10 protein-coding genes are annotated in these 13,185 nt (G+C 74.3%); 8 read left to right on the forward strand and 2 right to left on the reverse strand.

All coding sequences use genetic code 11. From position 1 onward, the window contains the following. The first annotated feature begins 33 nt into the window (after positions 1–33). From cbiE to QQM72_RS18615, 4 genes are all read left to right on the forward strand, one after another. Positions 34–1,257: a precorrin-6y C5,15-methyltransferase (decarboxylating) subunit CbiE gene (gene cbiE / locus QQM72_RS18600; protein ID WP_314221994.1), complete on the forward strand. Its 1,224-nt coding sequence runs from the start codon at positions 34–36 to the stop codon at positions 1,255–1,257. 470 nt (positions 1,258–1,727) lie between these two features. Then, positions 1,728–6,011, forward strand: a complete 4,284-nt coding sequence (gene cobT / locus QQM72_RS18605) for a nicotinate-nucleotide--dimethylbenzimidazole phosphoribosyltransferase (protein WP_314221995.1) — start codon at positions 1,728–1,730, stop codon at positions 6,009–6,011. 148 nt (positions 6,012–6,159) lie between these two features. Next, positions 6,160–7,392, forward strand: a complete 1,233-nt coding sequence (gene cobA / locus QQM72_RS18610) for a uroporphyrinogen-III C-methyltransferase (RefSeq protein WP_314221996.1) — start codon at positions 6,160–6,162, stop codon at positions 7,390–7,392. A gap of 64 nt (positions 7,393–7,456) precedes the next feature. Continuing rightward, the gene (locus QQM72_RS18615) at positions 7,457–8,332 is read left to right on the forward strand and encodes a TrmH family RNA methyltransferase (protein ID WP_314221997.1); all 876 of its coding nucleotides are present in this window, start codon (positions 7,457–7,459) and stop codon (positions 8,330–8,332) included. A gap of 72 nt (positions 8,333–8,404) precedes the next feature. On the opposite strand, the gene QQM72_RS18620 is transcribed toward QQM72_RS18615, so the two are convergent. Beyond that, the gene (locus QQM72_RS18620; protein WP_314221998.1) at positions 8,405–8,746 is read right to left on the reverse strand and encodes a hypothetical protein; all 342 of its coding nucleotides are present in this window, start codon (positions 8,744–8,746) and stop codon (positions 8,405–8,407) included. A 371-nt stretch (positions 8,747–9,117) separates the two neighbouring features. Between QQM72_RS18620 and QQM72_RS18625 the strand changes: the two genes are divergently transcribed. The 3 genes from QQM72_RS18625 to QQM72_RS18635 all read left to right on the forward strand — a co-directional run bounded on the left by QQM72_RS18625 (position 9,118) and on the right by QQM72_RS18635 (position 10,961). Continuing rightward, positions 9,118–9,558, forward strand: coding sequence for an ATP-binding protein (locus QQM72_RS18625; protein ID WP_314221999.1), 441 nt, complete (start codon positions 9,118–9,120; stop codon positions 9,556–9,558). Positions 9,559–9,645: 87 nt separating this feature from the next. Next, on the forward strand, positions 9,646–10,212 hold the full coding sequence (gene sigK / locus QQM72_RS18630) for an ECF RNA polymerase sigma factor SigK (RefSeq protein WP_314222000.1): 567 nt from the start codon (positions 9,646–9,648) through the stop codon (positions 10,210–10,212). After that, positions 10,209–10,961: an anti-sigma factor gene (locus QQM72_RS18635; protein ID WP_314222001.1), complete on the forward strand. Its 753-nt coding sequence runs from the start codon at positions 10,209–10,211 to the stop codon at positions 10,959–10,961. Before sigK ends, QQM72_RS18635 begins: the two co-directional genes overlap by 4 nt. Before the next feature lie 46 nt (positions 10,962–11,007). Here QQM72_RS18635 and QQM72_RS18640 read toward each other — a convergent pair whose 3' ends face one another. After that, a complete protein-coding gene (locus QQM72_RS18640) occupies positions 11,008–12,369 on the reverse strand; it encodes a serine/threonine-protein kinase (RefSeq protein WP_314222131.1) in 1,362 nt (453 codons plus the stop codon). A gap of 613 nt (positions 12,370–12,982) precedes the next feature. On the opposite strand from QQM72_RS18640, the gene QQM72_RS18645 reads away from it, so the two are divergent. Further along, complete coding sequence (locus QQM72_RS18645; protein WP_054239472.1) at positions 12,983–13,177, forward strand: hypothetical protein; 195 nt, start codon at positions 12,983–12,985, stop codon at positions 13,175–13,177. Positions 13,178–13,185: the final 8 nt, after the last annotated feature.

Here is a 13,185-nt window from a genome sequence, read left to right on the forward strand (position 1 = left end):
TACCTGCGTGAACCCCGGGGGAGACTGACGACGATGGCCGACCGCGTCACGGTGATCGGATGGGACGGTTCGCCGCTGACCGCCGCGGCCCGCTCCGCCCTCGGCGCCGCCACGCTGGTGGCCGGCGCCCCCCACCACCTGACGCTGCCCGAGGTGCCGCCCGCGGCGGAGCGCGTCCGGCTCGGCAGCGTCTCCCTCGCCGCCCGCCGCATCGCGGGCCATCGCGGCACCGCGGTCGTCCTCGCCGACGGCGACCCGGGCTTCTTCGGCGTCGTACGGACCCTGCGCGCACCCGAGTTCGGCCTGGAGGTCGAGGTGGTCCCGGCCGTCTCCGCCGTCGCCGCCGCCTTCGCCCGGGCCGGCATGCCCTGGGACGACGCCCACGTGGTCGTCGCCCACCGGCGCACCCTGCGCCGCGCCGTGAACGTCTGCCGCGCCCACACCAAGGTCGCCGTCCTCACCTCGCCGGGCGCCGGCCCCGCCGAACTCGGCCTGCTCATGGAGGGCGTGCACCGCACGTTCGTCGTCTGCGAGGAACTCGGCACCACCCGCGAACAGGTCAGTGTCGTCACCTCCGACAAGGCTGCCGACCACACCTGGCGCGACCCCAACGTCGTCATCGTCATCGGCGGCCCCACCGGGCCGGTCGTCTCCGGGGACAGCGGCTGGATCGCCGGCCGCGACCCGGGCGCCGGCCCGCGCGGCTGGGCCCTGCCCGCCGAGGCGTACGGCGGCGGACTCGGCGAGGGCGAGGCCGAGCTGCTGCGCGCCGCCCAACTCGCCCGGCTCGGCCCGCGCGTCGGCGATCTCGTCTGGGACATCGGCTGCGGCAGCGGCGCCTTCGCGACCGAGGCGGCGCGGGCGGGCGCCGCCGTCCTCGCGGTCGACCGGGACCTCGAGGCGTGCGCCCGCACCGACAGCTCCGCGCGCCGCCACGGCGTCCAGCTCCAGATCGTCCACGGCACCGCCCCGCACGTCCTGGAGAACCTGCCGGAACCGGACGTCGTACGGGTCGGCGGCGGGGGAGCGGCCGTGGTCTCCGCCGTCGCCGACCGCCGCCCGCAGCGCATCGTCACCCACGCCGGGACCCGCGACGCCGCCGAACTGGTGGGCCGCGACCTGACCGAGCACGGCTACCGCGTCGAGTGCTCGCTCGTCCAGTCCGTCGAACTCGACACGCGGGCCTGGACGGAACGGGAGCGGAGCGTCGCGTTCCTCCTCACCGGAGAAATCGTCCGGCGCGCGTCGCCCCGCTGAGGCCCGCGGACCGGAGGGGCGCGCGTGAGGGGCAAGTGAGGAACGCGTGAGGGACCCGTGTCGGACGGGCGCCGGGCAGGGCCTTCCCGACCGCCGATCGTGACCCGGTGCGCCCTCCCCGTGATCCTGTTGTCGTACCGCGCGCGGTAGGCTGGCCGATCGTCGTACCGCTTCCGGTCGCCCGGCACTTCGTCGGTCAATGTCCGGAAAACGCATCCCTTTTGGGGTGGGTGTGGTACGGCAGAACCGGAGGACGCGCAACGTGGCGCAGTCCACAGCGGGGCGTCGCGGATCACGCTGTCGCGACGCGACTACGGCCGGGACAATGCCACTGAATGGCTTTGTCGCTTTTTCCGGCGGGTCGTTCGTGCCGCTGGGCACGGACGCTCGTTCTTCACTACGGGGCGGGTCGGTGCGCCGCTCCGGGTGAGCTGGTCGTAGAAGCACTAACCGATGGGCGAGGGGTACGCATGACCGACACCGGCCAGGTCCCGGGCGAGGGGCTGCCGGAGAGTGCAGGCATGGTGGAACAGCCGGGCGCCCCCGCGCACGGTGCGTACACCTACCTCTCCGAGACCACCGCCGAGGACGAAGACCTGTTGCTGCTGCCGGGTGCCCAGAGCGCGTGGGGCAACGAGGTGGCGCCGCCCGCGCCGGAGCCGGTCGTCGAGACGGTGCACGAGCCGGGCCCGCACGAGACGGCAGGCCGCGACACCGGTTCGGTCGACCTCAGCGCCGTCCGCCTCCCCGGCCCGTCGGCCCCCCAGGCGGCCCCGCGCCGCCCCCTGCATCTCGGCCCGCCGATCCCCGACGCCTCCGCGAGCCCGGTCCGCTCCCTCGCCGACCGCGGCCCCGCGGGCGCACCGGTACGGCAGACCGGCCCGTCCGCGCCCGGCGCCGAGTACCTCGACACCCCGCACCTGCGCGAGATGCCGCCGCAGGGCGCCTCTCCCTGGGGCGCCGCGCAGCCGCCGGTCGAGCACGGGGCCACGGCTGCGGAAACGGTTGTTCCGGCAGCCGTCGCGGCAGGGCAGCAGCGCGAGCCGGTCGGCGTGGCCCAGGCCGTCGTCGCCCGGGTGGCGACCGAGGCGATCGCCGCGACCGCCCCCCAGGAGGCCCAGGAGGCCCAGGAGACCGAAGCCGTCGGCGGCGAGGCCCCCGGGTCGGCGCGGGCCGCCGCGGGCTACGGGCTCGTCGACCCCGGTGAGCTGCTCGGAGCCGCGATGATGGCCGAGGCGGAGCAGGCACCCGCCGTCGCGGTCACGGAGGCCGGGCAGGACACGGCCGGCGTACCCCTCTCGGGAGGCGACGGGACCGCGCACGGCACGCCCGTTTCGGCCGTCGACGCGCCGGTGGACGCGGTGCAGGCGCCGCATGCCGCCCAGGGCCCCCAGGTCCCCGAGCCCGCGTACGCGGAGCAGCCGGTCGTCGCCGCCGAGGGCATCCCGTCGGCCGGACCTGCAGCGGCCCAGGCAGCCGAGGTGGCGCACCCGGCCGAGGTGGCGCACCCGGCCGAGACGGCGGAGCCCGCGGAGGCTTCCGACGCGAACTCCGACGCGAACTCCGTTGCGGAGGCCGTCGGTCAGGCGGCCGACGCCGGGCAGGCGAGCCCGGTCGAGGCGCGGCAGCAGCCGGAGTCCCAGCAGCCTGTGGAGCCCGTGGAGCCCGTGGAGCCTCACGCGGGCATCGGTGACACACCGGCCCAGGCCCACGAGGCGCCCGCGGTGGAGGCGGTTCCGGACGCCGAGTCCGTTCCCGCACCCGGCATCGCTGCCGAAGTCCCCGTGCCGGACGCCGTCGTGGTCACCGAGCCCACCCCTGCTGAGCCCGCGCCCGCAGTCGTCCCGGCCCCCGAGCCCGTGGTGACCGTGCTCCCCGACCTGCCCGAACCTGCGGCACCGGCCCAGGAGTTGCCCGGCCCCGTGGCCGAGGCCCCCGCGCCCGAGGCGAGCTCCGTGCCGGAGGTCCCCGCGCCCGCCGCCGCTCCCGAGTCCGTCCTCCTCGTCGACGCCTTCGTGGCGTCGGCCGAGGTCGCCGCCGCGGCAGCCCTCGCCGAGTCGGCCGCCCCGCAGGCCGAGCCCGCTCAGGAGCAGTCCGTCGAGCCGCTCCAGGACGTCGGGCCGGCACCGCTTGCCGACCCCGAGCCGCAGCCGGAATCCGACCAGCAGCCGGAGGTGGAGACTCCGCACGGGACCCTCGCCCCGGCCGCCCACATCGCGGCCCCCGCGTCTCACACTCCGCAAGCGCCTGTTCCCGCAGCGGCGACCCAGCCCGAGCCCGAGGTCGCACTCGAAGCCGAAGCCGAGGCCGCACCGGAAGCCGCACCCGAACCCGCGCTCGACGCGGAAGCCCCGGTCGGCCTGCCGGAGCCCGCCCCCGCGGCAGCCCTCGCGGAACCGGAGCCCGAACCGGAGCCGGAGTCGGCGCTGGAACCGCAGCCGGAACCGCCGACGGCGGAGCCGCCCGTCGAGGCGCCCCCCGCGCAGGTCGCCCCGGAGCCCGTGGCGGCCGAGGTCCCCGTGGCCGTGGAAGCCCTGGCCACCCCGCAGCCGGCCCGGCAGGAGCACGAGCACGCGCACCCGCAGCTCGTCCAGGAGCCGGCGACCGCCCTCGCGTCGCCCGCCGCTCCCCTGGTAGCCCGGCAGGAGCAGCCCGGCCGGCCGGACGGGTCGGCGTCGCCTGACCAGCCCCTGGGCCGGTTCGTGCCGGTCGACGGCGTGGTGCCCAGCACCCCGCACCTCGCCCCGACCCCGCCGCACCCCCTGGTGCTCCCCACCCAGGAGCAGGCCGCCCACGCGGTGGCGGAACCGGGGCAGACCGCCGAAACGGAGGCCGCCCCGCCCACCGTCACGGTCCCCGCCCCCCGCGGCGCCGACCCCGCTCCCGCCCCGGCGACCCCGGACACGGAGCCCGAGACCGGCATCGACCCCGATGTCGCACAGAGCCCGGAGGACCTGGCAACCAGGGCCGCCGACCAGGAGGAGAGCCCGGCCCCAGTGGAAGAAGTTCGAGAGTCCACCGGCCCCGCCGCGCCCGCGTACGACGACGCCGAGCGCGAGGCCGTCCTGAAGGTCATGCGTGAGCGCCGGGACATCCGCAACGGATTCCGCCCCGACCCGATCCCGCACGAGGTGCTGCTGCGCGTCCTGGAGGCGGCCCACACCGCGCCCTCCGTGGGTCACTCGCAGCCCTGGGACTTCGTCGTCATCCGCTCCGCGGACACCCGGCAGGCGATGCACGAACTGGCGACCCGGCAGCGTGACGCGTACGCGAAGTCGCTGCCGAAGGGCCGGGCGAAGCAGTTCAAGGAACTGAAGATCGAGGCCATCCTCGACACCCCGGTGAACATCGTCGTCACCGCCGACCCGACCCGAGGCGGCCGCCACACCCTCGGCCGGCACACCCAGCCGCAGATGGCGCCGTACTCCTCCGCTCTCGCGGTCGAGAACCTCTGGCTCGCCGCCCGCGCCGAAGGCCTCGGCGTCGGCTGGGTCAGCTTCTTCGACGAGCGCGAGATGGTCCGCGCGCTGGGCCTGCCCGAGCACCTCGAGGTGGTCGCCTACCTGTGCGTCGGCTACGTCGACGAGTTCCCGGACGAACCCGAGCTGATGCAGGCCGGCTGGGCCAAGCGCCGTCCGCTGTCCTGGGTCGTCCACGAGGAGACGTACGGCCGTCGCGCGCTGCCCGGCGAGGACCCGCACGACCTGCTCGCCGAGACCGTCGCCAGTGTCCGACCGCTGGACGCCAAGGCGCTCGGCGAGGCCTGGGAGCGGCAGAAGCGGATGACGAAGCCGCCGGGCTCGCTCGGCATGCTGGAGATCATCTCCGCGCAGCTGTCCGGCCTGTCCCGGCAGTGCCCGCCGCCGATCCCGGAGCCCGCGGCCGTCGCGATCTTCGCCGGCGACCACGGGGTGCACGCGCAGGGGGTCACCCCCTGGCCGCAGGAGGTGACGGCGCAGATGGTCGCCAACTTCCTCGGCGGGGGAGCGGTCTGCAACGCCTTCGCCACCCAGGTGGGCGCCGAGGTATGCGTGGTGGACGTGGGCGTCGCCGCCGAGCTGCCCGCGACCCCCGGTCTCCTGCCCCGCAAGATCCGCGCGGGCACGTCCGACATGACCACCGGCCCCGCGATGACCCGCGAGGAGGCCAAGCAGGCCATCGAGGTCGGCATCGAGACCGCCCGCGACCTGGTCGCGGCCGGCAACAAGGCGCTGCTCACGGGCGAGATGGGAATCGCGAACACCACCGCGTCCGCGGCCCTCATCTCGGTCTTCACGGGCGCCGACCCGGCCGAGGTCACCGGCCGCGGCACCGGTATCAACGACGAGACCCTCGCCCGCAAGACCGAGGTCGTGCGCCGCGCACTGGAGGTCCACCAGCCGGACCCGGCGGACCCCATCGGCGTCCTGGCCGCGATCGGCGGCTTCGAGCACGCGGCGATGGTCGGCCTCCTCCTCGGCGGCGCCTCCCTGCGCACGCCCGTGATCCTGGACGGCGTCAGCGCCGGCGCCGCGGCCCTGGTGGCCCGCGCCATCGCCCCCGAGGTCCTCGCGGCCTGCATCGCGGGCCACCGCAGCGCCGAACCCGGTCATGTGGCCGCCCTGAACAAGCTGGGCCTGCGTCCGCTGGTCGACCTCGACCTCCGCCTCGGCGAGGGAACGGGCGCCCTGCTCGCCCTGCCGCTGGTGCAGAGCACCGCCCGGGCGATGCACGAGGTGGCGACGTTCGATTCGGCGGGTGTCACCGAGAAGTAGGGCCCGCTCAGGGGCCGGCGGGCACGCGCTTGTGCTGCCCCCGGCCCCGCCGCATGCTGAAGCCACCTCTAAAATGCGCACGTCAGGGCCGCTCCAGAGCCGCAGCGCCCACCCTCTGCTCTCTGCCCGTACGAGGAGCCGCACCCTCATGGCCGAACACCCCGCCTACCCCGTAGGCCTCCGTCTCGCCGGCCGCAGGGTCGTCGTCCTCGGCGGCGGCCAGGTCGCCCAGCGCCGGCTCCCCGCGCTGATCGCGGCAGGCGCCGACATCCACCTGGTGTCCCCCGGCGCGACGCCCTCGGTGGAAGCGATGGCGGACACGGGCGAGATCACCTGGTCGAAGCGCCCGTACGCCGACGGTGACCTCGCCGACGCCTGGTACGCCCTCATCGCCACGAGCGACCCCGAGGCGAACGGCCGGGCCTCCGCCGAAGCCGAGGCGCACCGCGTCTGGTGCGTCCGCTCCGACGACGCCGACGCCGCGACCGCCTGGACCCCGGCGACCGGCCACAGCGAGGGGGTCACGGTCGCCGTGCTCACCACCGACGCCCGCGGCCGCGACCCGCGCCGCACCGCCGCCATCCGGGACGCGGTCGTCGAGGGGCTGCGCGACGGCACCCTCGTCGCCCCCCACCACCGCACCCGGACCCCCGGTGTCGCGCTGGTCGGCGGCGGTCCCGGCGACCCGGACCTGATCACGGTCCGCGGGCGTCGCCTCCTCGCCGAGGCGGACGTCGTCATCGCGGACCGGCTCGGCCCGCGCGACCTGCTCGCCGAACTCCCGCCGCACGTCGAGGTGATCGACGCGGCCAAGATCCCCTACGGCCGGTTCATGGCCCAGGAGGCCATCAACAACGCGCTGATCGAGCACGCCAAGCAGGGCAAGTCGGTCGTCCGCCTCAAGGGCGGCGATCCGTACGTCTTCGGCCGTGGCATGGAGGAGCTCCAGGCCCTCGCGGAGGCCGGGATCGCCTGCACGGTCGTGCCGGGCATCTCCAGCTCGATCTCGGTGCCCGGCGCGGCCGGCATCCCGGTCACCCACCGGGGCGTCGCCCATGAGTTCACGGTGGTCAGCGGGCATGTCGCTCCCGACGACGAGCGGTCCCTGGTCGACTGGCCCTCCCTCGCGAAGCTCACCGGCACCCTGGTGATCCTCATGGGCGTCGACAAGATCGGGAAGATCGCCGAGACGCTGGTCGAGCACGGCAAGTCGCCCGACACCCCGGTCGCCCTCGTCCAGGAGGGCACGACGGCCGCCCAGCGCCGGGTGGACGCGACGCTCGCGACGGTCGCCGAGGCCGTCCGTACGCAGGAGGTCAGGCCTCCGGCGGTGATCGTCGTCGGCGCGGTCGTCGGCGTCGGCTCGCGGAGCTCCGAGTAACCGCGGGTAACACAACCGTTCCGAGCCGTTGGCACCGCACCCAGGACAAGGCAGTATCACCTCTGTGGCCGATCTCATCACCGTTGAGGACCCCGACGACCCGCGCCTGCGCGACTACACCGGCCTGACCGACGTCGAGCTGCGCCGCAAGCGCGAGCCCGCCGAGGGCCTGTTCATCGCCGAGGGCGAGAAGGTCATCCGCCGGGCCAAGGACGCCGGGTACGAGATGCGCTCCATGCTGCTCTCCGCCAAGTGGGTCGACGTCATGCGCGACGTGATCGACGAGCTCCCGGCACCGGTCTACGCCGTCAGCCCGGAGCTCGCCGAACGGGTCACCGGCTATCACGTCCATCGCGGCGCGCTGGCCTCCATGCAGCGCAAGCCGCTGCCGGACGCCGCCGAACTCCTCCAGGCCGCCCGCCGGACCCCCGTCCCGGGGCAGGGCGGCGACCACCCCGTGGAACCACCGGACGACGCGGGTCAGCGCGTCGCCGTCTTCGAGGGATTCGTCGATCACGCGAACCTCGGGGCCGCCTTCCGCAGTGCCGCCGCGCTGGGCATCAAGGCGATCCTGCTCTCACCGGACTGCGCCGACCCCCTCTACCGGCGGGCGATCAAGGTGTCGATGGGCGCCGTCTTCTCGGTTCCCTACGCCCGGTTCGACGCCTGGCCGGCCGGGCTCGACGTCGTGCGCGACGCGGGGTACGACATCCTCGCCATGACCCCGGACGAGAAGGCCACCCCCCTCGACGAGCTGAACCCGGCACGCTTCGAGAAGAGCGCCATCATGCTGGGCTCGGAGGGGCACGGACTCTCCACGTACGCTCTGCGGGCGGCGGACGAATGGGTGCGCATCCCCATGTCCGCCGGGATCGACTCCCTCAACGTGGCGGCCGCCTCCGCCGTCGCGTTCTACGCGACCCGGCCGAGGACGTCCTGAGGGCAGGGCCCGAACGCGGAACGAGGGCCGGACGGCGTGATGCCTGCGGCCCTCGCCCGCGCACGGCCGCGGTCAGCGGTGGTGGCACTCCCAGTGCCCCTTGACCCACTGGTGGTCCCAGTGGCCGGGAACATAGACCCACTTGTAGGTGTGGTGGTTCTCCCAGTGGCCGTGGTTCCAGGTCTTGTGATCGACCCGCTTCTTCTCCCAGTGCCCCTTCACCCACTTCTTCTCCCAGTGGCCCTTCACCCAGTGGCACTTACCGTCGTGGTCGGTGGTCACCACGGTCGGGGCGGAAGCGGGAGCGGGAGCCGCGGTCGCCGCACCGGACATGCCGAGCACGGCCCCTCCGGCCAGTAGGCCCGTCGCGGCGGCCCCGGCCACCAGGCGGCGGGCTCGCAGGAAAGCGGTCATCGGACACATCTCCCTTGAACGTCGAGCGAAGAGCACATGCGGCGAGGCCGCGCCACTCCCGTCCACCGGTCGCGCCGATGGCGTGGGGTGCATCCGGGAGGAACGCCGTTCCCCGTACCGCTGTGCCGGACGCGGGGGATTCGGACCCGGAAGCGGGGCAGATGACGACAAAGCCGAAAAATGTCCGGACGGCACAAGGCCGCGGCAGCGTCGACGCCGAGGACATCCCCCGGAACGCGCGGACCCCGCTCGTCCGGGCGGGTGAGAACCTGAGGCTTTCGTGTACAACACGGCGGCATCCGCGTGCTGTGCGGCTACGAATCCCCTGCGAACACATGCCGTCCCCGACGAGTCGTTCCAGGGGAGCCCTCATGTCCACCACCACGTCACTGCCGACGGCGCCGCCGACGACGGCGCGTTGTGCCGTCGCCCTGCCGCACTCCCGGCGGGCCCCGTCCCTCGCCCGTCAGGTCAGTGAGAGCTGGCTGAAGGCGACCGACCCGGTCGATCGCGTGCCGGACGCGGTTCTCGTCGTCTCCGAACTCGTGACCAACGCCGTCCGGCATACCGGCGGTCCCTGCATCCTGACGCTGACGATGCGCGACGGCCGACTGGACATCGCCGTCGCCGACCACAGCGAGGACCTTCCCGAACTCCACCGCCGTTCGGCCGGCGACGAACGGGGTGGCTTCGGGATGGGGGTCATCCGCGGGCTGGGTGGACAGATCAGGCTGGTCCCCGCCCTCGGCGGCAAGACCGTGCACGTCCTGCTCGACCTTCGTTCCGCGCGCGACCCGTCCACGGAGCGGTGAGGAGCCTCCCGGTGCAGGCCCCTTCCCTCCGCACACGCCGCGGGCGGGCCGTCCGAACCCAGCACGAGGCACGAGGGGAGCAGGGCTTTGCCGCACAGCTTCGATCCGGACGCCCGAGTGGAGGACCTGCTGGCCCGGGTGGCGGGTGGCGACCATGACGCGTTCACCGGCGTCTACGACGCGCTGTCCGGCAGTGTCATGGGACTGGCCTGCCGGATCCTGCGGGACGTCGCGCAGGCCGAGGAGGTGACCCAGGAGGTCATGATCGAGGTCTGGCGCACCGCGGACCGCTACAGCCCCGAGCGCGGAACGGCGAAAGCCTGGGTCCTCACCGTGGCCCACCGCCGGGCGGTGGACCGGGTGCGCTCCGCCCAGGCGGGCTCGGCCCGCGAACACCGCACGGTCACCCTCGACCCGCAGCGCCCTTTCGACGAGGTGGCCGAGATCGTCCAGGACCACGACGAGCAGCGCAGGCTCCACCGCTGTCTCACCACGCTGGCCCGCCAGGAGCGCGTGCCGCTGATGCTCGCCTACTACCAGGGCCTGACCTACCTCGAGGTCGCCGACGCACTCTCCACCCCCGAAGGAACGGTGAAGTCCCGAATGCGCGCGGGGCTCCGGCGACTGCGCGCCTGTCTGGAGGCCGACGCATGACACCTGAGGAGGATCGCCACCTGGCCGTCGGCGCGTATGTCCTGTACGCCCTGCCGCCCGCCGAGGAGTCCGCGTTCGAGAACCATCTCGCCGGTTGCGAACAGTGCCACCGGGAGGCCGCCGATCTCCTTCGGACCACCGCCCGGCTCGGCGCCTCGGTGCAGAACGTCCCGGTCACGGCGCAGGCACGTGCCCGCACCCTTCAGGCCGTCGCCCACACCCGTCAGGACCGGGTCCCGCAACGCTCGCGGGCCCCCGCCCAACGGGTGTTGCGCTTCGCGCTCGCCGTGAGCATCGCGGCGGCCGCCGTGCTCGGCGGCATCGCCGTCCGGCAGCATGTCGAGGCGGACGACGTGCGTACCCGGGCGGCCCTGGCCGACCAGCAGGCCCGCACCGCGGGCGCCGCGATCACGGAGGTCCTCACCGCACCCGACGCCACCGTCCACACGGGAAGCCTGACCGGCGGGACCGCCGCCGCCGTCGTGGTCTCTCTCGACCAGGCACGGGCGGTCTTCGCCGCATACGGTCTTCCCGCCCTGACCGGGGGCAAGGTCTACGAGCTCTGGTACGCGGCCGAGGCGGGCGACGTCCGCTCGGCGGGCCTGGTGACCGGCCGCACGCCGAACGGCTCCCACGTCCTGAAGGGATCGCCCGCCGACGCCGTCGCCGTGGGGATCACCGTCGAACCGGCCGGCGGCTCACCGCAGCCCACCACGGAGCCCCTGGGCATCATCCCCATCACCGCCTGACGCGGTCCCGGCCACTCTCCCGGCAGCCCGAGGGTTCAGCCCCGGGTCAGTCCCCGAGCGGGTCGCCCGGCTGCGGACGGAGGTGCTGCTGCTCCTGCCGTACGACGCCGCCGTCGCCGCCGAGCCCGCGCGCCGGACCCTCGCAGCCCTGGACGACGGCGATGCCGAGCGCGACCAGCAGGGTCACCACGACGAAGACGAACAGCCGCTGGCGCAGCAGCCGCGGATTGGCGGGCCGCCGCCCGGTTCCCGTGGTCCTCGGCCCCGGGCGCCGGGCCCCGCCACGGGACGCGGGCCGGTTGCCGCTGCCGGGGCGGGTGTTGCGCGGGGGAGCCGGCCGGGCCCCCGACCGCGACGACGAGGCACCGCCGCCCCGTGCGGCACTGCCGCCGCGAGCCGGTGCTCCGCCCCGCGAAGGAACCGGACCGCGCGCGGGCGGCGCCCCGTTCCGCGGCGGCGGAGTACCGGGCCCGGCCTGCTGGCGCAGCGTGCGCTCCGGGTGACCGGTGTCGGAGAGCCGCCCGGTCGGACGATCCGCCTCGGCCGACCGAGGCACCGCAGGACGCGCGTCCGCCAGCCCCTGGGCCTCCCGGGTCGCGATCTCCTTGAGGCGCAGGGAGAGATCGAGGGTGCTGGGCCGCTCCTCCGGGTCCTTCGCCAGACAGGCGCGCACCAGCGGGGCCAGCGCGTCCGGCACCCCGTGCAGATGCGGCTCCTCGTGCACGACGCGGTACAGCATCACCTCGGAACTGCCGTGCCCGAAGGGCGAATCGGCCGTCGAGGCGTAGGCGAGCGTGGCGCCGAGCGAGAACACGTCGGTGGCCGGGGTGACCAGCGCCCCGCGTACCTGCTCGGGCGCGAGGAACCCGGGGGAGCCGACCGCCGTACCGACATGGGTCAGCGTGGAGGCGCCCGTCGCCCAGGCGATGCCGAAGTCGATGATCCGCGGGCCCTTGGGGGAGAGCAGGATGTTGGAGGGCTTCAGGTCCCGGTGCACGACCCCGGCCTCGTGGACGGCGACGAGCCCCTCCGACAGTGCCGCTCCGATCGAGGCCAGTTCGGCGGCCCCGAGCGGACCCTCGTCGTTGACCTTGTCGTGGAGGGAGGGCCCGGGCACGTACTGAGTGGCGAACCACGGCCGCTCGGCGTCCAGATCCGCCGCGACCAGCCGTGCCGTACAGCCGCCCCGGATCCGGCGAGCGGCCGAGACCTCGCGCGCGAACCGCGACCGGAACTCCTGGTCCTCCGCCAGATCGGGCCGGATCACCTTCAGCGCGACCCGCTGGCCCTTCTTGTCGGAACCCAGGTAGACGACGCCCATCCCACCCGCGCCGAGCCGTCGGTGAAGCCTGAACGAGCCGACGACGCGCGGGTCCTCGCGCCTCAGGCGCATCATCGCCATGTTCATCCCCGCTGCCCGGTCCGTGTGACGTGGCACAGCTTACGTTTCCACGGCCGTTCGCGCGCAGAGGCCGCGCCCTCTCGTACCGATCGATTGTCAGTGCCCGGTGGGGAATGTGAAGGGTGATCAGAGACCCTGCGAACAGGCGCACTTTGGCGGTCGGTCGGCCCCAACCGCCGCTCCCGGAAAGTGGATTGATCCCCTGGCAGGCGACCGTGCGCGGACCGGCGCCGACGGCGGCGACCGGAACCGGACCCGGGGGGTGACGGCCCGCCGGGCGGCCCTGGGAGGGGCGACGGCGGTACCGCGGAGGGTGACGGAGTGAGCGAAGTCACGGCCCCGGGTCCCCCCTCGAGCCCTGAGGCGGTGCGGGGGTCCGCACCTTCCCGGAGAGCCCCTCCGGGAAGACCCTGAGACGTAGGACCATCTCTCCACCCAGGGGAGTACTCCGCAGGTCATGGCTCATCCTCCGGGAGGCCCGGCAATCGGTACGAGGGCATGACGCCCGCCGGCCGCCCCGCGCCTAGATTTGAGGTCAAGCGGCGGGTGCAGCACTCGTCCCCCGAGGTCAGACACCCGCCGCTTGCCAACGACAACTGATCAGGTCAGGAGAGGGACCATGGCTCTTACGGCACCGCGGACGATGATCCGCGCACAGGGACGCGGTACGCGCCCTCGTCGCACGGGCCGCCGCCACCCCCTGGTGGCGACGCTGATGGCCCTTCCCCTGGCGGTCCTGCTCCTCGTCGTCTTCGACGGCTGGGAGACAGTGGCCACACAGGCGTCGTCCGTGGGAGTGATGCTGGGGCGCTGAGCGGCGAC

It is taken from the genome of Streptomyces zaehneri (assembly GCF_032248645.1).
GTDB classification, from domain to species: Bacteria; Actinomycetota; Actinomycetes; order Streptomycetales; family Streptomycetaceae; genus Streptomyces; species Streptomyces coriariae.